General features: G+C 63.7%; 22 protein-coding genes and 1 tRNA gene. 19 read left to right on the top strand and 4 right to left on the bottom strand.

Features of this window, described 5'->3' with window-relative positions; genetic code table 11:
• Positions 1-13: 13 nt before the first annotated feature.
• Positions 14-1,585: a proton-conducting transporter membrane subunit gene (locus Q0L48_RS09500; RefSeq protein WP_296720141.1), complete on the bottom strand. Its 1,572-nt coding sequence runs from the start codon at positions 1,583-1,585 to the stop codon at positions 14-16.
• Positions 1,586-1,689: 104 nt separating this feature from the next.
• Between Q0L48_RS09500 and Q0L48_RS09495 the strand changes: the two genes are divergently transcribed.
• The 4 genes from Q0L48_RS09495 to pssA all read left to right on the top strand — a co-directional run bounded on the left by Q0L48_RS09495 (position 1,690) and on the right by pssA (position 5,543).
• The gene (locus tag Q0L48_RS09495; protein WP_296720138.1) at positions 1,690-2,586 is read left to right on the top strand and encodes a LysR family transcriptional regulator; all 897 of its coding nucleotides are present in this window, start codon (positions 1,690-1,692) and stop codon (positions 2,584-2,586) included.
• Between the two features lie 83 nt (positions 2,587-2,669).
• Positions 2,670-3,824 carry a beta-ketoacyl-ACP synthase III gene (locus Q0L48_RS09490; RefSeq protein ID WP_296720136.1) on the top strand — a complete coding sequence of 385 codons (1,155 nt, stop codon included), beginning with the start codon at positions 2,670-2,672 and terminating at the stop codon, positions 3,822-3,824.
• Between the two features lie 47 nt (positions 3,825-3,871).
• Positions 3,872-4,624 (top strand): phosphatidylserine decarboxylase, encoded by a 753-nt coding sequence (locus Q0L48_RS09485; protein WP_296720133.1) that lies wholly within the window; start codon positions 3,872-3,874, stop codon positions 4,622-4,624.
• Positions 4,625-4,670: 46 nt separating this feature from the next.
• Positions 4,671-5,543 (top strand): CDP-diacylglycerol--serine O-phosphatidyltransferase, encoded by an 873-nt coding sequence (gene pssA / locus Q0L48_RS09480; protein WP_296720129.1) that lies wholly within the window; start codon positions 4,671-4,673, stop codon positions 5,541-5,543.
• On the opposite strand, the gene Q0L48_RS09475 is transcribed toward pssA, so the two are convergent.
• The gene (locus tag Q0L48_RS09475; RefSeq protein WP_296720127.1) at positions 5,479-5,742 is read right to left on the bottom strand and encodes a hypothetical protein; all 264 of its coding nucleotides are present in this window, start codon (positions 5,740-5,742) and stop codon (positions 5,479-5,481) included. The two genes, pssA and Q0L48_RS09475, sit on opposite strands and share 65 nt — an antisense overlap.
• A 292-nt stretch (positions 5,743-6,034) precedes the next feature.
• Here Q0L48_RS09475 and rpsB point away from each other — a divergent pair, with 292 nt between their 5' ends.
• The 13 genes from rpsB to rpmE all read left to right on the top strand — a co-directional run bounded on the left by rpsB (position 6,035) and on the right by rpmE (position 18,706).
• Complete coding sequence (gene rpsB, locus Q0L48_RS09470; RefSeq protein ID WP_296720122.1) at positions 6,035-6,832, top strand: 30S ribosomal protein S2; 798 nt, start codon at positions 6,035-6,037, stop codon at positions 6,830-6,832.
• Between the two features lie 143 nt (positions 6,833-6,975).
• Entirely contained in the window at positions 6,976-7,902 is a 927-nt protein-coding gene (gene tsf / locus Q0L48_RS09465; RefSeq protein ID WP_296720119.1) for a translation elongation factor Ts, read from the top strand.
• A 112-nt stretch (positions 7,903-8,014) separates the two neighbouring features.
• Entirely contained in the window at positions 8,015-8,947 is a 933-nt protein-coding gene (locus Q0L48_RS09460; RefSeq protein ID WP_296720117.1) for an alpha/beta hydrolase-fold protein, read from the top strand.
• A gap of 79 nt (positions 8,948-9,026) precedes the next feature.
• Positions 9,027-9,746 (top strand): UMP kinase, encoded by a 720-nt coding sequence (pyrH, locus tag Q0L48_RS09455; protein ID WP_296720114.1) that lies wholly within the window; start codon positions 9,027-9,029, stop codon positions 9,744-9,746.
• Positions 9,747-9,770: 24 nt separating this feature from the next.
• On the top strand, positions 9,771-10,328 hold the full coding sequence (frr, locus tag Q0L48_RS09450; protein WP_296720112.1) for a ribosome recycling factor: 558 nt from the start codon (positions 9,771-9,773) through the stop codon (positions 10,326-10,328).
• A gap of 121 nt (positions 10,329-10,449) precedes the next feature.
• The gene (gene uppS / locus Q0L48_RS09445; protein WP_296720109.1) at positions 10,450-11,136 is read left to right on the top strand and encodes a polyprenyl diphosphate synthase; all 687 of its coding nucleotides are present in this window, start codon (positions 10,450-10,452) and stop codon (positions 11,134-11,136) included.
• Positions 11,123-11,890: a phosphatidate cytidylyltransferase gene (locus Q0L48_RS09440; RefSeq protein ID WP_296720107.1), complete on the top strand. Its 768-nt coding sequence runs from the start codon at positions 11,123-11,125 to the stop codon at positions 11,888-11,890. Before uppS ends, Q0L48_RS09440 begins: the two co-directional genes overlap by 14 nt.
• A 7-nt stretch (positions 11,891-11,897) precedes the next feature.
• Positions 11,898-13,061, top strand: a complete 1,164-nt coding sequence (dxr, locus tag Q0L48_RS09435) for a 1-deoxy-D-xylulose-5-phosphate reductoisomerase (protein ID WP_296720102.1) — start codon at positions 11,898-11,900, stop codon at positions 13,059-13,061.
• A gap of 16 nt (positions 13,062-13,077) precedes the next feature.
• Positions 13,078-14,175 carry an RIP metalloprotease RseP gene (gene rseP / locus Q0L48_RS09430; RefSeq protein ID WP_296720350.1) on the top strand — a complete coding sequence of 366 codons (1,098 nt, stop codon included), beginning with the start codon at positions 13,078-13,080 and terminating at the stop codon, positions 14,173-14,175.
• A gap of 243 nt (positions 14,176-14,418) precedes the next feature.
• Positions 14,419-17,175, top strand: coding sequence for an outer membrane protein assembly factor BamA (gene bamA / locus Q0L48_RS09425; protein WP_296720348.1), 2,757 nt, complete (start codon positions 14,419-14,421; stop codon positions 17,173-17,175).
• Entirely contained in the window at positions 17,175-17,855 is a 681-nt protein-coding gene (locus Q0L48_RS09420; RefSeq protein WP_296720099.1) for an OmpH family outer membrane protein, read from the top strand. The genes bamA and Q0L48_RS09420 overlap by 1 nt, the downstream gene beginning before the upstream one ends.
• Before the next feature lie 36 nt (positions 17,856-17,891).
• Positions 17,892-18,368 (top strand): 3-hydroxyacyl-ACP dehydratase FabZ, encoded by a 477-nt coding sequence (gene fabZ, locus Q0L48_RS09415; protein ID WP_296720096.1) that lies wholly within the window; start codon positions 17,892-17,894, stop codon positions 18,366-18,368.
• Between the two features lie 113 nt (positions 18,369-18,481).
• Entirely contained in the window at positions 18,482-18,706 is a 225-nt protein-coding gene (gene rpmE / locus Q0L48_RS09410; RefSeq protein WP_296720093.1) for a 50S ribosomal protein L31, read from the top strand.
• A 114-nt stretch (positions 18,707-18,820) separates the two neighbouring features.
• Here the strand turns inward: rpmE and Q0L48_RS09405 are convergent, their stop codons facing one another.
• The gene (locus tag Q0L48_RS09405; RefSeq protein WP_296720091.1) at positions 18,821-19,138 is read right to left on the bottom strand and encodes a TraR/DksA family transcriptional regulator; all 318 of its coding nucleotides are present in this window, start codon (positions 19,136-19,138) and stop codon (positions 18,821-18,823) included.
• Positions 19,138-19,773: a 2OG-Fe(II) oxygenase gene (locus Q0L48_RS09400; protein ID WP_296720087.1), complete on the bottom strand. Its 636-nt coding sequence runs from the start codon at positions 19,771-19,773 to the stop codon at positions 19,138-19,140. The genes Q0L48_RS09405 and Q0L48_RS09400 overlap by 1 nt, the downstream gene beginning before the upstream one ends.
• A gap of 232 nt (positions 19,774-20,005) precedes the next feature.
• Between Q0L48_RS09400 and Q0L48_RS09395 the strand changes: the two genes are divergently transcribed.
• Positions 20,006-20,082: transfer RNA gene (locus Q0L48_RS09395), tRNA-His, on the top strand.
• Between the two features lie 47 nt (positions 20,083-20,129).
• Positions 20,130-21,197 carry a Glu/Leu/Phe/Val dehydrogenase dimerization domain-containing protein gene (locus Q0L48_RS09390; RefSeq protein WP_296720084.1) on the top strand — a complete coding sequence of 356 codons (1,068 nt, stop codon included), beginning with the start codon at positions 20,130-20,132 and terminating at the stop codon, positions 21,195-21,197.
• The last annotated feature ends 86 nt before the right edge of the window (positions 21,198-21,283 follow it).

Genomic DNA, 21,283 nt, shown 5'->3' with positions numbered 1-21,283 from the left:
CTGTGGCGGAGGATCAGGAACGCGGCGCGCGGGTGGTGCGGAAGCCCCCGATAGCGCGATCGAGCAGGGCGTTGAGATAGAGCCCGTTGGTAAGGTGAACCCTGAGGCCGGCAGCCGAAGGGTGGTGCGCCCACAACGGGAACAGGGCCTGCGCGAAGGCAACCAGACCGAAGGTCGCGACACCCAGCACGATCAGCGCCCATTCGAGATCGCCCGGAACCGGCGCAGCGGGAAGGATCGGCCCCCAGATCGCCTGCGACGATACATGGAAGGCGAAATAGGCGACCGCGGTGGCAAGCGAAGCCATCGCGGTACGCTTGGTCAGCGCGACGGGTGCGCGGTCGGCAAGCCCCTGCGCCACCAGATAGGCCACACCGAAGATCAGGATCGTACCCAGCGCCAGCGCCTGCGGGCTCTTGGGGCCGAAGATCGCGGTGAACAGCCCGGCGATGGCGGCATAGAGCAGGATCGCAAGGCCGAAGGACTTCAGCACCGCCGCCACGCTCGGCACGGCGACGGGACCAGGGCGGCGGATATTGGCGACCTCGGTCACCGCTCCGCCCGACGACAGGAAGGCGTGCGCCTTGTACAGCGAGTGGGCGATGATGTGCAGCAGCGCCAGCGTCCACAGCCCCAGCCCGCATTGCAGCAGCATGAAGCCCATCTGCGAAATCGTCGACCAGGCAAGCGCGGTTTTGACCGCACTCTGGGTCAGCATCACCGCCGCGCCGAACACGGCGGTCAGCCCGCCCAGCATGACCAGCGCGGCCATCGCGCCGGGGCTCGACTGCACCAATTCGGCATTGGCGATCAGCAGCACCCCGCCCGAATTGATGATCCCTGCGTGGAGAAGCGCGGAGACGGGGGTGGGGGCTTCCATCACCTCGGTCAGCCAGCCATGCAGCGGGAAGGACGCGGTCTTGAGCGCGGCGGCGGCGACCAGCCCGGCCACCGCAAGCGTGCCGCCGATGCCGAGACCATCGGTTCGTGCAGCTTCTGCCAGCGCAGCAAACTCCAGCGTGCCGAAGGTCGCGAACAACAGCCCGGCGGCCAGCACCAGCATCGCATCGCCGCCATGCCACACCACCGCGAACTTGGTCGCGGCGCGGCGCGCCTCGGCGCGTTCGGGATAGAACAACAGCAGCCGCTTCAAGGCGATGCCGATGACCACAGCCGCAAGGATAGCGGCGGCAAGGGTGCCCGCCTGCACGAAGGCCAAAACGGCGGCAAGTGTCGTCAACATCAGCGCGTGAAAAGCACCCTCGCGCGCCTCGCCGTCCAGATAGGTGCGGCTGTAGCGCATCACGATCCAGCCGATGAAGCCGACCAGCGTCGCCATCGCGGTGCTGACCAGATCGGCGCGCAGTGCCAGCCGCGCAGCCCCTTCCAGAATGCCGACACCGGGCACCGCGCCAAGGGCCGTCTGCACCAACCCGGCGAGCGCCAGCGCGAATGCCGCGACCGCCGACATTTCCGCCCATTGCGGCAGGCTGCCGGGCCGCTTGCCGGGCCGCGCCAGTGCGACAAGGATGGCAGGCAGCAAGGCAAACGGGGCGAGGAAGGACAAGGCGAAGGCGAGTTGCATGGCGGCACTCCGGCGAAGCGGCGATCAGATGCCGGACGGATAAAAGCTGGACAGAATTAAATAAAATACATATTTTCTGCGTAATCGTTCGGAATATTGGAACTATGGCGAGCCTCAATCTTCACCATCTGCGACTGTTCCGGGCCACCGCGCGCGAAGGCACGCTGACTGCGGCGGCGAAGGCGCTCAACATCTCGCAAAGCGCGGTCTCTACCCAGATCAAGGCGCTGGAGACCGATCTCGGTCATGACCTGTTCGAGCGGCGCGGGCGCAATCTGGTGCTGACCGAGGCGGGGCGTATCGCGCTCGACCATGCCGACGAGATTTTCCGCACCGCCGAACAGCTCACCGCCACCTTCCGCGCGGTCGGTCAGCAGCGCAAGGTGCTGCGCATCGGCGCGCTGGCGACATTGTCGCGCAACTTCCAGCTCGGCTTCGTCCAGCCGCTGATCGGGCGCGAGGATGTGGAGGTGGTGATGCGCTCGGGCACGCAGGCGAGCCTGCTGCGGGCGCTCGAAGCGATGACGATCGACGTGCTGCTGACCAACATGGTGCCCGCGCGCGACGCGGCGAGCCCCTATCTCGTGCGGCGGCTGGCCGAGCAACCGGTCAGCCTTGTGGGTGGGCGGTCGCGGCTGGCGCTGGCCGCGCAAGGCCTGCCGAAACTGCTGGCGGCGGCGCCGCTGATCCTGCCGACTCCGGAAACCGCGCTGCGGGCGGGCTTCGATGCGCTGACCGAGCGCATGGGCATCGTCCCGCGCATCGCTGCCGAGGCGGACGACATGGCGATGCTGCGCTTGCTGGCGCGCAGCGATTCAGGCGTGGCGGTGATTCCGCCGATCGTGGTGCAGGACGAACTGGCCTCAGGCGCGTTGTACGAACTGTTCCAGTTGCCGGACATCACCGAGATATTCTGCGCGGTGACGATCCGCCGCACATTCCCCAATCCCCTGCTCGCGGACGTGCTGGAAAATGCGGAAGCGGAGGCTGCCGGGGCATGATGTGCTATTGGCTGGGCAGCGCAGGCCTTGCAGGCGACAGGGCCGCGCTTTAAGGCCGCGCGCTCCCTATGCGAGAAAGACCCATGCAGGAATCGCAACCCAGCCCCATCGCTTTGACCGGCCGCCCCGTGATTTCGGCCACCGGCCTGTTCACGCCCGCCGAATCGATCAGCAACGCCGAACTGGTGTCCAGCTTCAACGCCTTTGCCGACCGTCACAACGCCGCGCATGCCGAAGCGATCGCCGCGGGCGAGGCCGAGCCGCTGCCCTATTCCTCGGTCGAATTCATCGAGAAGGCGAGCGGGATCAAATCGCGCCACGTGATGAGCAAGGCGCCGATCCTCGATCCGGGCACCATGTGTCCGCGCCTGCCCGAGCGGGGCAATGACGAATTGTCGATCATGGCCGAAATCGGTGTAGCAGCGGCGCGGCAGGCGCTGGAGCGCGCCGGTCGTTCGCCGCAGGATGTCGATGCGGTGCTGTGCGCGGCGTCGAACATGCAGCGCGCCTATCCCGCGATGGCGATCGAAATCCAGCAGGCGCTGGGGATCGACGGCTTCGGCTTCGACATGAACGTGGCATGTTCTTCAGCCACTTTCGGGATCCAGACCGCCGCCGATTATATCCGCGCAGGCAACGCGCGGTCGGTGCTGGTGGTCAGCCCCGAAATCACCTCGGGCCATCTGAACTGGCGCGACCGCGACAGCCACTTCATCTTCGGCGATGTGGCAACCGCGGTACTGGTGGAAGACGCCGCAATTGCTCCGTCGGCGCACTGGGACATTCTGGGCACCAAGCTGAAGACGGTGTTCTCCAACAATATCCGCAACAATTTCGGCTTCCTCAACCGCGCGACGCCCGAAACCGAGGGCACGCCCGACAAGCTGTTCGTTCAGGAAGGGCGCAAGGTGTTCAAGGAAGTCGTGCCGATGGTGGCGCAGATGATCCTTGATGAAGCCAAGCGGCTGGGGATCGACCCGCAGACCTTGCGGCGGTTGTGGCTGCATCAGGCCAATGCGGGGATGAACCGTCTGATCGCGCACAAGGTGCTGGGGCATGAGGCGAACGAGGACGAAAGCCCCACGGTGCTCGACACCTATGGCAATACCTCGAGCGCCGGTTCGATCATTGCCTTCCATCAGCACCGCGATGATCTGGCGGCGGGTGACACCGGCCTTATCTGCAGCTTCGGCGCGGGCTATTCGGCGGGTACGGTGTTCGTGCGCAAAATAGGTTAGGGCCGACTTGCTTGCGGCTGCGCGCCGCTCTCCCTACAAGCGATCCGATGGCAGGCGAAATCCTCGATAACAAAGGCCGCGGCGATGCGGGCTGGAACTGGCCCGCGATCCATCCCGAAGGCCGGAAATTCGGGTTGATCGCGGTTGCGACCAGCCTTTTCTTCCTGCTGGCGCTCGATTGGGAGATTATCGGCTGGCCGCTGATGCTGCTGTCGATCGGGGTGTTCGCGTTCTTCCGCGACCCCGAACGGGTGGTGCCGCAGGCCGAAGCGGCGATCATATCGCCTGCCGATGGGCTGGTGACGCTGATTGCCGAGGTCGAGCCGCCATTGGAACTGCAGATCGACGATGGTTCGGGCCATGCGGGGCTGGCGCGCGGGGCGGTGACGCGGGTTTCGATCTTCATGACCGTCTTCGATGTTCACATCAATCGCGCCCCGGTGGGCGGAACGGTGCGGCGGGTGGTCTATATTCCCGGCAAGTTCATCAACAGCGAACTCGACAAGGCGAGCGACGAAAACGAACGTCAGCACATCCTGATCGAGCGCGGTGACGGGTTGAAGCTCGGCTTCACGCAGATTGCAGGATTGGTGGCGCGGCGGATCGTGCCGTTCGTCAAGCCGGGTGACATGGTCGCCAAGGGGCAGCGCGTCGGGCTTATCCGGTTCGGTAGCCGGGTCGATGTCTATCTGCCGGCGGGGACGGATCCGCGGGTGATGATCGGCCAGACGGTGATCGCCGGCGAAACTGTGCTGGCGGAAGTCGGCCATAGCGGATTGATTGAAGGAATTGCGCAGTGACTGCGACGACGCGAATTATCGAAGCGAAGCGCGGGCAGGGGCGATCATGAGCCGCCCTCCGAAATTGCGGCGCGGATCGTTCTTTCCGGCGCGGGTCGGCCCCAAGGCAGCCGAGGACGAGGACGTGGGCGAAGTGCGGGATGGCGGCGGTCTTTCGCTGCGGGCGATGCTGCCCAATGCCGTCACCGCGGCGGCGCTGTGTTCGGGGTTGACCGGGATCCGGTTCGCGACCGAAGGCGAATGGTCGTTTGCGGTCATTCTGGTGGTGCTGGCGGGTGTGCTCGACGGGATCGACGGAAGGGTCGCGCGATTGCTCAACGCCCAGTCGCGGTTCGGCGCGGAGCTGGACAGCCTGGCGGATTCGCTGTCATTCGGGGTAGCGCCAGCGCTGATCCTGTACATGTGGTCGCTGCACGCCTGGCCGAGCTTTGGCTGGTTGGCTGCGCTGGCCTTTGCGATCTGCTGCGCGCTGCGGCTGGCGCGCTTCAACGCGCGGATCGACGTTGATGAACAACCGCACAAATCCGCCGGTTTCCTGACCGGCGTACCCGCCCCGGTGGGCGCGGCGCTGGCGTTCACGCCGTTCTATCTGTGGAACGAGACCGGGCTGGAGTTCTTCCGCAATCCGGTGATCATGGCACTGTGGCTCACCGTCATCGCAGTGCTGATGATTTCCAATATGGCCACCTTGAGCTGGGGCTCGCTGCGTCCGCGCAAGGCGATCCGGCTGTGGCTGATCGCCTTCATCGCCGTCGCTTTTGCCGCCTTGCTGCTGGAACCGTGGTGGACGCTGGCGACGATCTGCATCGTCTATCTTGGCTTGATGCCCTACGGCCTCGTCAAATACGGCCGGATCAAGCGGCGCCGCGCGCAAGAGCTGGTTGCGGCCTCTGCATCGACGACCGGCGCGGCATCATAGCCGTGCCCGAATGGCGCGCCGCAGCCCGCAGCCGCACTTCGTGCGGATCGACCTGCATTACGAAGCCTGCGCCCATCAGCGCACGTTCGCGCATCAGCATGGCATAGGCCCGGCGCGCCTTCATGGCGCTGTCGACCAGGCTGAGCATCGCAGCCACGGCGGCGATCGCAAACAGCAGGTTGATGGCAAGAGCAAGCATGGCCGGTTCCTTCTCGATCAGGCGTTCGTTCTTTGTTCTAAACCTCTTGTTCCCCACCTGTTCCATCCTGTCAAGCAGCTTTCGCAGCGCTGCTGAGTGAATTTGCCTGAGTGCTGCGAATTCAGGGCTGGATTTTGCGGTCCCGCAGCGCTAAGGGCGCGCACGCTTCAGGATCGGCATACGGCCTGTCCCGGGGCAAATTCACATGGAAGGCGCACATACCGGTGCCGTTTGCGGGATCTCCGCAGCGCGGTTCCAGCCTTCCAGAGGAACAACCGGAAAGGAATTACCTATGGCGGCACCTGTCGTCACGATGCAGCAATTGATCGAGGCCGGCGCTCACTTCGGCCACCAGACCCACCGCTGGAACCCGCGCATGAAGCCGTATATTTTCGGCGCGCGCAACGGTGTTCACATCATCGACCTGTCGCAGACCGTGCCGCTGTTCGCGCGTGCGCTCGACTTCGTCGAATCGACCGTGCGTTCGGGCGGCAAGGTGCTGTTCGTCGGCACCAAGCGTCAGGCGCAGGAGCCGATCGCGGAAGCCGCGCGCGCTTCGGGCCAGCATTTCGTCAACCACCGCTGGCTGGGCGGCATGCTCACCAACTGGAAGACCATCTCGGGTTCGATCCGCCGCTTGAAGAGCCTCGAGGAAATGCTTTCGGGCGACACCTCGGGTCTCACCAAGAAGGAAGTCCTGCAGCTCACGCGTGAGCGCGAGAAGCTGGAAATGTCGCTCGGCGGCATCCGCGACATGGGCGGCATTCCGGACGTGATGTTCGTGATCGACGCCAACAAGGAAGATCTCGCGATCAAGGAAGCCGCCGTGCTCGGCATTCCGGTGATCGGGATCCTCGATACCAATGTCGATCCGTCGCACATCGCCTTCCCGGTTCCGGGCAATGACGATGCGGCGCGTGCGGTGCGGCTCTACTGTCAGGCGATCGGCGATGCCGCGCTGGCGGGCAAGGGCAAGTTCCAGTCCGACGTGTCGAGCGATTTCGGCGCGATGGACGAGCCCCCGGCCGAAGCTCCGGCTGCCGAAGAACCGGCCGCCGAAGCCAGCGCAAGCGAAGCTGCGGACGCCTGATCCTGCGGGTGGCAGCGCGCGTCTTTTATGGCGCACGCGTCAACCCCCCGTCACAATCCCTCTATAGCGCGCCCGGCATTGCCCACCTGTAACGGTAGCGGCAGGGCCGGGCGCCCTTGAAACAGAATGAAAAGGAATTTCCCATGGCCGATTTCTCCGTCGCCGATGTGAAGAAACTGCGCGAGCGCACCGGCGCTGGCATGATGGACGCCAAGAAGGCGCTGACCGAAGCGGGTGGCGACATCGAAGCTGCGGTTGACGCGCTGCGTGCCAAGGGCCTCGCCACCGCCCAGAAGAAGTCCAGCCGCACCGCGGCCGAAGGTCTTGTCGGCGTCGCCGTTTCAGGCACCCGCGGCGTCGCGGTCGAAGTGAACTCGGAAACCGATTTCGTCGCCAAGAACGACAAGTTCCAGGAATTCGTGCGCAATGTCACGGCAGTCGCCCTCGACCTCGGCAATGACGATGTCGAAGCGCTGAAGGCTGCAGCATATCCCGGCGGCGGCACTGTTGCCGACAAGCTGACCGACAATGTCGCCACCATCGGCGAAAACCAGCAGATCCGCCGGATCAAGACGGTTGCGGTCGATAAGGGCATGGTCGTGTCCTACATGCACACCGCCGCTGCCGAAGGTCTCGGCAAGATCGGCGTGCTGATCGGTCTGGAAAGCGAAGCGGGCGCCGACGTGCTCGAACCGCTGGGCAAGCAGCTTGCGATGCACGCCGCTGCCGCCTTCCCGATGGCGCTCGACGCCGACGGCCTCGATGCCGAAGTGATCGAGCGCGAGCGCAAGATCGCTGCCGAAAAGGCCGCCGAAACCGGCAAGCCCGAAGATGTGCAGGCCAAGATGGTCGACGGCGCGGTCAAGAAGTTCGCCAAGGAAAATGCGCTGCTCAGCCAGATTTTCGTGATGGACAACAAGACCGTGATCGCCGATCTGGTCGCGCAGGCCGGCAAGGCTGCGGGCACGGCAATCGTGCTCAAGGACTATGCCCGCTTCCAGCTCGGCGAAGGCATCGAGAAGGAAGAAACCGATTTCGCCGCTGAAGTGGCCGCTGCTGTTGCGGGCTAATCCACCCGAATAGTCGGAAAAAATGCACGGGCCGGGTGGTAGCGACCACCCGGCCCATTGCTTTTGGGCGAACAGCCCGCGCATCCCCGCCATCATTCGCTTGGGGGGCATCATGAAGTTTACAAAGATCGCACTGGTCGGTGCGGCGCTGCTGACAGTGTGTTCCGTTGCGCCGATCACAAAAGCAGGTACCGCCACCGTGCCGAGCCAGCGCGGCGGGGGAGAGCCCTACGAACTGCTTGGATCGCAGGTGTTTGACATCCCCGATTCTGACAGCGGCATTGCCTACCAGGCCTTCGTCAGCCTGCCACCAAGCTACGGTGAGGAACCTGCGCGCACCTATCCGGTCGTCTATGTCACCGACGCCGATTATGGCTTTCCCTTGCTGCGCGTAATCGGCCGCCGGATGAACGGCGCTGGCCCGCGGATCGAAGAGTTCATTCTCGTCGGCCTTTCCTATGGCAAAGGCGAGGATCCGATGGCGAGCAGGCGGCGCGACTATACGCCGACCATCAAGGGGTCGTCGAATGCGCCTGTAGGATCGCGCCACGGAGAATCACTGCGCTACCGCAATTATCTGCGCGATTCCGTGATACCGTTTGTCGAGGCCCGCTATAGCATCGCTCCGGGTCGGCGGGTGTTTGTCGGCCATTCCTACGGCGGGCTGCTCGGCGCGCAGATCCTGATGACAGAACCGACCATGTTCAGCGGGTATGTGCTTGGTAGCCCGTCGCTTTGGTATGATCGCAAATATCTATTGAAGCAGGCTCCCGCGCTGCTCGACAAGCTGTGCACCATCGACGCGGATGTGTATCTCTATGTCGGCGAATACGAGGCTCAGCGCATCGGTGATCCGCGTTACCAGCAGGAAGTCGACATGGTGGCCGACAACCGGGCCTTTGCAGCGCTGCTGCGTGAGCGCGCTGATCAAGGCTTGCGGTTGCGTGCGGATGAACTGGCGGACGAGGATCACCTCTCGGTTGCGCCGCGCGGGTTTACCCAAGGCCTTCTCCACACGCTTGCGGAGCCTGCGCACACGGATTAGCCGGGCCTTTCCCTTTGCGAATTGTCGCATTGCCCGTTAAGTGCGGCCACCCTGAATTCACCCGGAGCCTGTTGTCAGTATGTCTCTCCCCACAATCAAGCGCGTGCTGCTCAAACTTTCGGGCGAAGTGCTGATGGGCGGACAGCAGTTCGGGATCGACCCGGCCTTCGTCGCCGAACTCGCCAAGGAAGTGAAGGCGGCCAAGGATACCGGGCTCGAAATCTGTCTGGTGATCGGCGGCGGCAATATTTTTCGCGGGATGGCGGGCGCAGCGCAGGGGATGGACCGCGCGCAGGCCGATTACATGGGCATGCTGGCGACGGTAATGAACGCGCTCGCGATGCAGAACGCGCTCGAACAGATCGGTGTCCAGACCCGCGTTCAATCGGCGATCGAGATGGACAAGGTGTGCGAGCCGGTGATCCGCCGCCGCGCCGAACGCCATCTGGAAAAAGGCCGCGTGGTGATCTTTGCCGCCGGTGTCGGCGCGCCGTATTTCACCACCGACAGCGGCGCAGCCTTGCGCGCGGCGGAAATGAAGTGCGATGCCTTGCTCAAGGGCACCAGCGTCGACGGGGTGTATGACAGCGACCCCAAGCATAACCCCGATGCCGTACGTTTCGATGCCGTCACCTATGACCGGGTGCTGGCGGATAACCTCAAGGTGATGGACGCCTCTGCCGTGGCGCTGTGCCGCGACAACCAGATCCCGATCGTGGTCTTCTCGATCCGCGAGAAAGGCAACCTTGCCCGCGTTCTCGCTGGCGAGGGCGTGCAGACCATTGTGCAAGACAGCTGAGACAAGAAGAAGGAAGCCCGAAGCATGCCGCAATATGACAAGGCCGATATCGAGCGCCGCATGAAGGGCGCCGTCGATGCGCTCAAGAGCGATCTGCAAGGCCTGCGCACCGGCCGTGCCAACACCACGCTGCTCGATCCGGTGGTGGTCGAGGTTTATGGCGCGATGATGCCGCTCAACCAGGTGGCAACCGTTTCCGCGCCCGAACCGCGCATGCTGAGCGTGCAGGTGTGGGATAAATCGAACATGACCCCGGTGGAAAAGGGCATTGCCCACGCCAATCTCGGCCTCAATCCGATCATCGACGGTCAGACGCTGCGCCTGCCGATCCCCGATCTGACGCAGGAACGACGCAAGGAACTGGCCAAGCTTGCAGGGCAATATGCCGAAAAGGCCAAGATCGCGATCCGCAACGTGCGCCGCGACGCGATGGAAAGCCTGAAGACCGACGAGAAGAAGAAGGAAATCTCCGAAGACGACCGCAAGCGGTCCGAGGATGAGGTCCAGAAGCTGACCGACAAGTATGTGGCCGAAACCGATGAGGCAGCGGCGAAGAAGGAACAGGAAATCCTGACGCAGTGAGTTTTCTGGTCTAGTTTCACCGTTCGCCCTGAGCTTGTCGAAGGGCTGCACTTCTCTTGGGAGCCTGATTTGAACAAGAAGAACAGGGCTTCGACAGGCTCAGCCCGAACGGATGGGGACTATGGGCGAGGTAGCTGAGGCACGCGCCAGACATGTCGCCATCATCATGGATGGCAATGGCCGCTGGGCCAAGAGACGCGGGTTGCCGCGCGCGATCGGTCATCAGCGCGGGGTGGAGGCGGTGCGGCGGCTGGTGCGCGGGCTGGAGCCGATGGGGCTCGAATGCCTGACGCTCTACGCCTTCTCGTCGGAAAACTGGAAGCGTTCGGAGGACGAGGTCGACGATCTGATGAACCTGATGCGCAGGTTCATCAAATCCGACCTGCCCGAATTCGTCGCCAACAACGTCAAATTGAAGATCATCGGTGACTGGCAATCGCTCGCGCCCGATATCGTCGCCATGCTGGAAGATGCGTTGGCGCAGACCGCGAACGGCCAGCAGACGCTGGCGGTGGCGCTCAATTATGGCGGGCAGCACGAGATCGCCCGTGCTGCGGCCAAGGCGGCGGCCGCAGGCGAGGTGACGATCGAAAGCCTTGCCGCGCAGCTCGACACCGCAGACCTGCCGCCGCTCGATCTGTTGATCCGCACCAGCGGCGAAATTCGCCTGTCAAACTTCCTGCTGTGGCAATCGGCCTATGCCGAGATGCTGTTCGTGGACACGCTGTGGCCCGATTTCGAGCCTGCGCACCTCGCCCAGGCCCTTGATGATTTTGCCCGCAGGGAGCGGCGATATGGCGGACGATAGCGTGCGGGTGCGCGATCCGCGCGCCGGGGTTTCCGATCTGCCGGTGCGCCTCGCCTCGGCGATTGTCATGCTGGTGATCGCTGGCGGGGCATTGTGGCTGGGCGGATGGTTCTGGACCGGCTTTGTCGCGCTGCTGGCGCTCGGTATCCTGTGGGAATGGAACCGGTTGGTCAGCCGTTTCGGAGCCTCCAATTTTACCGAGGCAGCGTGGTTCTTCGGCGGCGTGGTCTATATCGGCGGTGCGGCGCTGGCGATGATGGCGCTGCGCAACGGCGCGGGATTTCTGCCGGTGAACGGGCAGAGCCTCGGCTATGCTCCGGTCGAGGTGCTGATCGGCTACATCCTGCCGATCATCGCGGTCGATGCCGGGGCGTATTTTGCCGGGCGCGCGATTGGCGGCCCCAAGATCGCGCCGCGTATCAGCCCGTCGAAGACCTGGGCCGGATTGGGCGGCGGGGCGCTGGCGGCGGGGCTGGTGGCGCTGGGCAATGAGCTTGCCGATTTCGGCCCGGCTGCAGCATCCCCGGGCTACGATACTGTCAGCCTGGCACTCGCGCTGGCAGCGGGCGGGCTGATCGCGGTGATGGCGCAAACCGGCGATTTCTTCGAAAGCTGGATGAAACGCCGCGCGGGCATGAAGGATTCAAGCAACCTCATTCCGGGTCATGGCGGGCTGTTCGACCGGCTCGACGGGTTCCTTGCGGTGTTCTTTGTGCTGTTTGTGTTTGCAGTCGTGCCCACTTTGCTGGGATAGTGGCGGGATGACGCGTTCGCTTACCCTGCTTGGCGCCACCGGATCGATCGGCGCATCGACGCTCGATCTGGTGCGGCGCAATCCCGACGAATGGCAAATCGAGGCGCTGACCGCCCATTGCAGCGCCGCTGAACTGGCGGCGCTGGCGATCGAATTCAACGCAAAGCTCGCGGTCGTTGGTGACGAGGCGTGCCTGCCCGAACTGCGCGCAGCCCTGGGCAATAGCGGGATCGAGGCGTCCGGCGGCAAGCAGGCGCTGTGCGAGGCGGCAGCGCGGCCGGTGGACATGACAGTGGCGGCGATTGTCGGCTGCGCGGGGCTGGGGCCGGTGATGTCCGCAGTCGAGCGCGGCGGCACCATCGCACTCGCCAACAAGGAAGCGCTGGTTTCCGCTGGCGAAGTGCTGATGCAGGCGGTGACGAAGCATGGCGCGACGCTGCTGCCGACCGACAGCGAACACAACGCTATCTTTCAATGCCTCGCCGGAAACCGGATCGAGGACGTGGCGCGCATAACGCTTACTGCAAGCGGAGGGCCGTTGCGCACCTGGAGCGCCGAGCGGCTGGCGGCGGCTACTCCGGCTGAAGCCGTGGCCCATCCCAACTGGTCGATGGGCGCCAAGATCAGCGTCGATTCGGCCACGATGATGAACAAGGGGCTCGAATATATCGAGGCCTATCACCTGTTCCCGGTCGGGCTGGACCGGCTTGCCATCGTGGTGCACCCGCAAAGCGTGATCCATTCGATGGTCGAATTCCGTGACCGGTCGACGCTTGCGCAGCTTGGTCCGTCCGATATGCGCGTGCCGATTGCCTCGTGCCTCGCCTGGCCGCGGCGGATGGAAACGCCGCTCGCGCCGCTCGATCTGGCTGCCATCGGGCAACTGACCTTCGAGCCGACCAACGAGGCGTTGTTCCCCGCGACCCGGCTGGCGCGCGAGGCGATTGCGGCAGGCGGCGGTGCGCCTGCGATTCTCAACGCCGCCAACGAAGTTGCTGTTGCGGCCTTCCTCGCCGGTCATTTGAGGTTCACACGCATTGCCGCAGTGGTGGAGGAGGCGCTCCATCGGATGAGCGCTGCTGCGCCGCAGACGCTCGAAGACGTTCTGGCGCTGGACCGGGATGCGCGCGCCCGCGCTGCCGAAATCGTGGAGACCTCCGCCCTTGTTTGAATCCCCTCCGTTCTGGATGTACGTCGCCGGCTTTCTGCTGCTGCTCGGCCCGCTCATCACCCTGCACGAACTCGGTCACCTGCTGGTGGGCCGGTTCTTCGGAGTGAAGGCCGAGGCGTTTTCGGTCGGCTTCGGCAAGGAAATTGCCGGGTTTACAGACAAACGCGGCACCCGCTGGAAACTCTCGGCGCTGCCGCTGGGCGGCTACGTTCAGTTCAAGGGCGATATGAACCCCGCCAGCGTTCCCGATGCCAACGCCCCGCGCGAGGAGGGCAGTTTCCAGCACGCGGCCCTATGGAAACGCGCGCTGATCGTTGCGGCGGGGCCAGTCACCAATCTACTGGTGGCGATTGCCATCTTCGCCGCATTTTACGCCGTGCTCGGCAAGCCGGTGATCGACGGGGTCGAGGATTCGCGCCAGATCGGCGGCTTTGCCGAAGCGAGCGTCGCCCGCGATGCGGGGATACGCGTCGGCGATACCATCATCGCCGTCGACGGCGAGCCGATCACCGAATTCGACCAGCTGCGCACCGCAGTGGGCCTCCACCCCGGCAAGGACATGGTAATTACCGTCGAACGTGCCGGCGAGCGGATCGATTATCCGCTCACGACCGCGCGCGTGGTGCAAACCGACAATTTCGGCAACGAAAGCGCGATCGGCCAGATCGGCGTCGCTGCGGCAGGTGGCCGTTATGTGTTCGAACAGGTCAGCGTGTTCGAAGCGGTGCCGCTGGCGGCGAAGCAGAGCTGGGACATGATGGGCATGATGGTCACCGGCATCAAGCAGATCGTGGTCGGCGACCGTTCGTTCAAGGAGTTGGGCGGCCCGCTCAAGATCGCGAAATATTCGGGCGAGCAGATGAGCCTGGGCTGGGTGGCGTTCATCAATTTCGCCGCGCTGATCTCGCTTAATTTGGCATTCATCAACTTCTTGCCAATCCCCGCGCTCGATGGCGGGCACCTGATGTTCTACGCGGCCGAGGCGATCCGCCGGAAGCCGGTGGGACCGCGGGCGACCGAATGGGCCTACCGCACCGGAATTGCGCTGGTGCTGACGCTGATGGTGGTGGTGACGGTGAATGATCTTTTCTCGCTCCCGCTGTTCGGCAGCTGACGAGGCAGGAATGCAGCCGGTCGGTTTGCCGTGGAAAGCGGGCGGCAGGGTGCGCAATGCTCAGCCTCGCGGCTTGATTGCGCGGGGCACATCGGGCAGAGGCTTGGCGCGTGAGGGCTGGGCCGCTGCGTGCGGCATCCATCAGAAGCGCCCAAAGTCGCGGGGGCGAGTGACATACGGGTTGAACGGGACTTTAGCTGCATGAACCGAATGAGCGCGATGGGCTGCGGGCCTGTCACAAGCATGGATGGCTATCGTCCTGCCCAGTTTTCCGGCAATCCGTCCCCGATCGGGCGGCTGGCAGTGCTGCTGTGTTGCGGCTCGATCCTGGCCGGCGTTCCGGGTGTTGCGATGGCGCAGACGCAGGGCGCAGCCCAACCTGCAGATACGCCTGCACCAGCGCCTACTCCCGCTCCCGCGCCGCAGACCGACACGATCCGCACGATCAGCGTGGTCGGGGCCGAACGGCTCGAGCCGACCACAATTCTCAGCTACATCCGCCTGCGGGTCGGACAGCAATACACCTCGGCCGCCGCTGACGAGGCGCTGAAGGATCTCGGCGCGACCGAACTGTTCGCCAATTTCTCGATCCGCAATGACAACGGCAACGTCGTTATCAACGTGACGGAAAATCCGGTGATCAACCGCATCGTGCTGGAAGGCAATGATCGGCTCAAGAACGACAAGATCCTGCCGGAAATCAAGCTGTCGCCGCGCCAGATCTTTACCCGGTCGAAGGTGCGCGCCGACGTTGCCCGCATCATCGAGCTGTACAAGCGTCAGGGCCGCTTCGCCGCGCAGGTAGAGCCCAAGATGGTGCAGCTGCCGCAGAACCGCGTCGATATCGTGTTCGAGATCAGCGAAGGGCCGAAGTCGAAGGTTCGCCAGATCAACATCCTCGGCAACGAGAAATTCTCCGACGGCGACCTGCGCGGCGAGATGGTGACCAAGCAGGCTCGGCTCACCAGCTTCTTCAGCTCGAACACCAGCTACGATCCCGATCGTCTCGCGTTCGACCAGCAGAAGCTGCGCCAGTTCTACCTGACCGAAGGCTATGCCGATTTCCGGGTCGTGTCGGCGGTGGCCGAGCTGACGCCGGACCAGAAGGACTTCATCATCACTTACGTGGTGGAAGAGGGTGAGCGCTACAAGTTCGGCGAGGTCAAGGTCGACAGCCAGCTGCGCGATTTCGACAGCGATGCCATGAGCGGCAACCTGCCGATGCAGTCGGGCGACTTCTACAACGCCAAAATTGTCGAGGACACAGTCGAGCAACTGACCGAACTGGCAGGCCGGTTCGGTTATGCTTTCGCCGACGTGCAGCCGCGCTTCAAGAGCAATCCCGAAGATCTCACGATGGACATCACGTTCATCCTTCGCGAGGCCCCGCGCGTCTATGTCGAGCGGGTCGACATCAACGGCAACACGCTGACGCAGGACAAGGTGATCCGCCGCGAGTTCCGTCTTGCGGAAGGCGATGCGTTCAATTCGCTCGGCGTGCAGCGCACCACCGCGCGCATTAACTCGCTGGGCTATTTCCAGGAAAACTTCGAGGTCACGCAGGTTGAAGGCAGCGCGCCCGACCGGATCATCCTCGAAGCCAATATCGAAGAACGTCCGACCGGCGAATTGCAGTTCTCGGCGGGGTTCTCCTCGATCGAGCAGTTCATTCTGGCCGGCTCCATTCGTCAGCGCAACTTCCGCGGACGCGGACAAACGGTCGGCCTCAGCGTCAACTATTCGCAGTTCTCGCGCTCGGCGCAGGTGAGCTTTTCGGAACCTTACCTGCTGGATCGCAACATCTCGGCAGGGGTCGATATCTACCGCCGCGATTTCAACAGCTTCAACTTCACCAACCGCGATCGCAACACCACGTTCCGGCAGTCGACCACCGGTTTCTCGATGCGCGCCGGTGTGCCGCTGACCGAGTTCATGTCGCTGATCGGCAGCTACACCCTCAACTACGAGGACGTGACACTCGACGAGAACCAGTTCTTCTCCGACCTCGATGGCGACGGGGTGCGCGAATGCGACCCGCAGCGTGCCGGCCGCTTCCTGTGCGATGCGCTGGGAACGCGGCTGAGCTCGATCCTTGGCCTTAGCCTCAATTACAACTCCTTGAACTCGCGCATCCGTCCGACGCGCGGCAAGACAGTGTCGCTTTCGGCCGAGTTCGCCGGGCTCGGCGGCGATGTGCGCTACGTGCGTTTCCGCGGGCGCGGCCAGCAGTTCTGGAACGTCGGCAACAGCGGTTTCATCTTCTCGATCCTGGCCGAGGGCGGCACGATCATCCCGCTGCAGGAGCGCACCGGCGCCGGGGTTGACGACATCCTGCTGACCGATCGCTTTTTCCTTGGTGAACCACAATTCCGCGGCTTTGCGATCCGCGGTGTGGGGCCGCGCGTGCTGACCCGGTTCTCGCTGCTTGACGAAAACAACCGCCCGATCCTCGATGATAACGGCAACCCGACCTACAATCTGGCGCGCCAGCAGACCCGCGATGACGCGATCGGCGGGCGCAATTACTACCTCGGCCGGGCAGAGCTTGAAATCCCGCTGGGTACCGGCGCGCGCGAACTTGGTCTGAGGCCGTCGATATGGGCCGATATCGGCGCCCTGTGGGGCGTCGAGACACCGCTGCTGTTCGACAATACTTCAGGCATTCCGGTTGTCGATGCGAGCGGTAATCCGCTCTACATCACCGGCGTCGGCCCTGATGGGCAGCCGATCCTGAACCCCGACACGGGGCAGCCGACCACCGTGCAGACTACGGCCGAGTTCGATGTCAACGGCGACCCCAATATCGCTCAGATCTTCCCGAACACCAACCGGCGCGAATTCTTCCTGGGGAATTCGCCCAGCCCGCGGATCACCGCCGGGATCGGGGTCAACTGGAACTCTCCATTCGGCCCCTTCCGCATCGATTTCGCCCAGATCATCCGCAAGGTTGAAGGCGATGACGAGCGAATCTTCACATTCAACGTAGGAACCCAATTCTGATGACTATCTTCTCCAGACTTCTCGCCCCGGCCAGTGTTGCGCTGTGTGCCCTTGCGGCGCTTCCGGCGCAGGCTCAGGTCGAAGGCCGCATCGCAACCGTGGATATCTCGCGCACGGTGATCGGCACCACCGCATTCCAGACCGCCTATGAGCAGGTCAACACCACCTATGCCCAGCAGAACGAACTGCGCCGCACCAAGGCTCAGGAGCGCCAGACTCTGCTGCTGACCTTCGACACCAATGGTGACAAGCAGGTCGATGATGCCGAACTCGCGGCCAAGCAGAACTCGCCCGATTTCACCAAGCTGCAGACGCTTGAAGGGGAAATCCAGCAGCTCAGCAACCAGATCGACGCTGCGCGGGTTTACGCCATCGAACAGATCATCACGCAGTACGGTGCGGCCTTGCAGGACGTAACCACCCAGCAGCAGATCAAGCTGGTGGTCGATCCCGGCTCGCTGCTGTTTGCCGCGCCCGAGGCCGATGTTACCCAGCAGGTGACCACGGCGCTGAACACCAAGGTTCCCAATGTCGGGATCGTGCCGCCTGCCGACTGGCAGCCGAGCCGCGAAGCGGTGCAGCTTTATCAGGACATCCAGCAGCGCCTGATGACGGCGCAGATGATCCAGCAGCGTCAGCAGCAGCAGCAGGGCAACCAGCAGGCTCCGGCAGGCCGTTAAGGCCATCGGCAAGCGCACGCGGACAAGGACCAGACGATGAGCGAAGCGAGCGGCACGGCCCCGGATGTGGTCGATTACAATATCGGCAAAATCCTGCAGGCCCTGCCGCATCGCTATCCGCTGTTGCTGGTCGACCGCGTGCGTTCGATCACGCTGGGTGAGCGCATCCACGCGATCAAGGCCGTGAGCATGAACGAGCAGTTCTTCCAGGGCCATTTCCCCGGTGCTCCGATCATGCCCGGCGTGCTCCAGATCGAGGCGCTGGCGCAGGCCGCCGGCATCCTCGGGATCGAGACGATGGAACTGGCGGGCACCGGCAAGCTGGTAATCTTCATGGGGATCGAGAACGCCAAGTTCCGCAGCCCCGTGACACCGGGATGCCTGCTCGATCTGCACGTCGAATTCACCCAGAAGCGCAGCCGCGTCTACAAGTTCAAAGGCGTCGCCAGCGTCGAGGGCAAGACCAGCTGCGAGGTGGAATTCACCGCAATGATGACCGATCCGCCTGCCTGAAGGCGGGCATAGTTATCTAAGGTTGCATTGCTCCGCGTTCCCCACTAAGGCGCGCGCTTCCCATTCATAGCAGCGCCGGTCGGAACCGGCGCCACGCTGCAAAGGAATACGTCATGAAGGCCGAAGGTCATCCCGAATACCACCTGATCACGGTCAAGATGACCGATGGCACCGAATTCCAGACCCGTTCGACCTGGGGCAAGGAAGGCGACGTGCTCGCGCTCGATATCGACCCGCTGAGCCACCCCGCCTGGACCGGCGGTCGTCAGCAGGTTTCCGAAGGTGGCCGTGTGGCCGCGTTCAACAAGCGTTTCGGCGGGCTGTCGCTCAAGAAGTAAGCGACACAGCCAGCTGCGTAGCCGCAAGGTCGCAGCAACCAGTTCGCGGCCGCAAGGTCGTGGGAGGAAGGCGGCCTGACGGGGTCGCCTTTTTCGTTTCCGGTCAGGCGGTCTTCACGCCGCGCACTTGATACAGCGGGTCGCGATCGGGCGAGCCTTGAGTCGCTCTGGCGCGATTGCCTCGCCGCAATTGGCGCAAGAGCCGTAAGTGCCAGCCTCGATCCGGGCGAGGGCGAAGCGGATCTGCCGCGCTTCGGCGAGCAGGACAGTGTCGACGCCTTCGAGCGATTCGTCATCGGCCAGATCGATCGCCTGTTCCTCAAGATCATCGTCGAGCGGGTGGCGCAGATCGTCCTCGATCCCTTGCGTGCGTTCGACAATGTCGGCGAGCCGCGCCTTCAAGTCCTGCGCAATATCGGAATAATCGGTCATCAGCCCCTCCATGGTTGTTCGCGATACCATTTGGTGATCACGTATTTGACGCCCTTGCGCACCTTCATCCCGTGATGGAGCGTGGCCGGATTGACGCCGCCGTCAGCCAAGCGATTGTTCCAGCACAGCAACTTGCCCGGTTCGGGATGAAAGGTCTTGTCGAGCATCTTGAAGCGGGTAGCACCGCCCGCGGCGACGTCATTGAGATAGATCATGAAAGTCCATGTGCGGTTGCCTGATAATGCGCAGAACGTCTGGTAATCGCGGCCTCCCGGCGTGAAATAATCGGTGTGCGGCTTGAACTCCTGACCTTGCGCATAGCGCTGGCCCTGCAGGGGTTCGCCGAAAGCGGGGTCGATGCCGCACAGCGCGGTCAGCATCGTCTCGATCCGCGCAACTGGCGGTTGGTCGGCGTCGAGGTCGCAGGTCTCGCTGGTCCGGAAGTAGGCATCGCCATTATCGTCGGCGATGGTCGAAGGGCGACGCCCCTGCTCAATCAGCGCGATCAGATCGAACGCCAGATCGGGGGGGCAGAAACCCCGCTGCTGGAACAATTCGGCCTGTGCCGTGGGCAGGCGTTGCATTCCTTCGTGCGCAGTGAGTCGGGCGGCAACGGATTCGTTGGTCACAGTCATGGTGCGGCACGATAGTTTTCCCCGCAGCCTTCGCAATCCTTTCGGAGGCCGCGTAACAATCTTGCGTCAGACGCGTCACAAAGCAGTTTTCGCTTCCCATCCACAGGCCTTTGTGCAAGAGGCGCTGGCCCGCCCATGATGCACTTGACCGGGCGCGTGCCATGCGTAAACCGCGCGCCTTGCGCGGGCTTTGGCAGCGACCGGACGGGTTGTTTTCGGGCAGGGGCATGTGGCGATCGTAGCTCAGTTGGTTAGAGCGCCGGTTTGTGGTACCGGAGGTCGCGGGTTCAAACCCCGTCGATCGCCCCATCATCCTCCCCCAGCCATGTCTCCCGCACCGCGAACGGGGACTGTTGATGACCGCTTTCTGGGCCGAGCCCGATTTTGACGCACACGAATGCGTGCAACTTGTGCATGACCGGGCGAGCGGCCTGACGGCGATCATCGCGATCCATTCCACCCATTGCGGCCCCGCGGCCGGCGGCACGCGGTTCTGGCACTATGCCGATCCGGCGGGCGCGATGCGCGATGCGCTGCGGTTGTCGCGCGGGATGAGCTACAAGAACGCCATGGCCGGGCTGCCGATGGGCGGGGGTAAGGCGGTGATCCTTGCCGGCCCCGATGCCGACAAGACGCCTGCAATGCTCGCCGCGTTCGGCGATGCGGTCGATGCACTGGGCGGCCGCTATATCACAGCCGAGGATGTCGGCATCACCGAGGCTGACATGGTCGCTGTCTCGCAGCGCACCAAGCATGTCTCGGGCCTGCCGGTTGCAGGTGAAGGCAGCGCGGGCGGCGATCCCGGCCCGTTCACCGCGATGGGAATCTATCACGGCATAAAGGCGGCGGTGCAGCACAAGCTGGGCCGCGATAGCCTCGCGGGCGTGCATGTGGCAGTGCAGGGCACCGGCAGCGTCGGCGGCGGGGTTGCGCGGCTACTTGCAAAAGACGGGGCGAAGCTGACCCTGGCGGATATCCATGCGACACGCGCGGCCGATCTGGCGGGCGAACTGGGCGCGAATGTGGTCGCGTCCGATGCGGTCATGGCTGTTGGATGCGATGTGTTCAGCCCCAATGCGCTCGGCGCGATTCTCGACGAGGAGGGTATTGCCCGGCTCGATTGCGCGATTGTTGCAGGCGGGGCGAACAACCAGCTCGCCAAGGCAGAACACGGTGCGTTGTTGGCGGACCGCGGCATTCTTTATGCGCCCGACTATGTGATCAACGCGGGCGGAATCATCTCGGTTGCGACGGAATATCTTGCCCGCCGCGACGGTGTGCCCGCCGATATCAACGAGGTCAGGAAGCGTCTTGCGCAAATTCCGGGCCGGCTCGAAGCGATCTGGCAGGAAAGCGACGCCAGCGGCGCCTCGTCCGATGTGGTCGCCGACCGGATGGCGCAGGAACTGATCGGACGCGGATAGGCCTTGCGCAGCGTGGCAGGGGGAACGAATTGGCCCTTGCATGAATTGCAGTCTTGTCCCCGCTGGGTGTAAGGCTACAAGCCCGC

Source organism: Erythrobacter sp. (genome assembly GCF_024305245.1).
Taxonomy (GTDB): Bacteria; Pseudomonadota; Alphaproteobacteria; order Sphingomonadales; family Sphingomonadaceae; genus Erythrobacter.
This window is presented reverse-complemented; position numbering and strand designations above follow the sequence as displayed.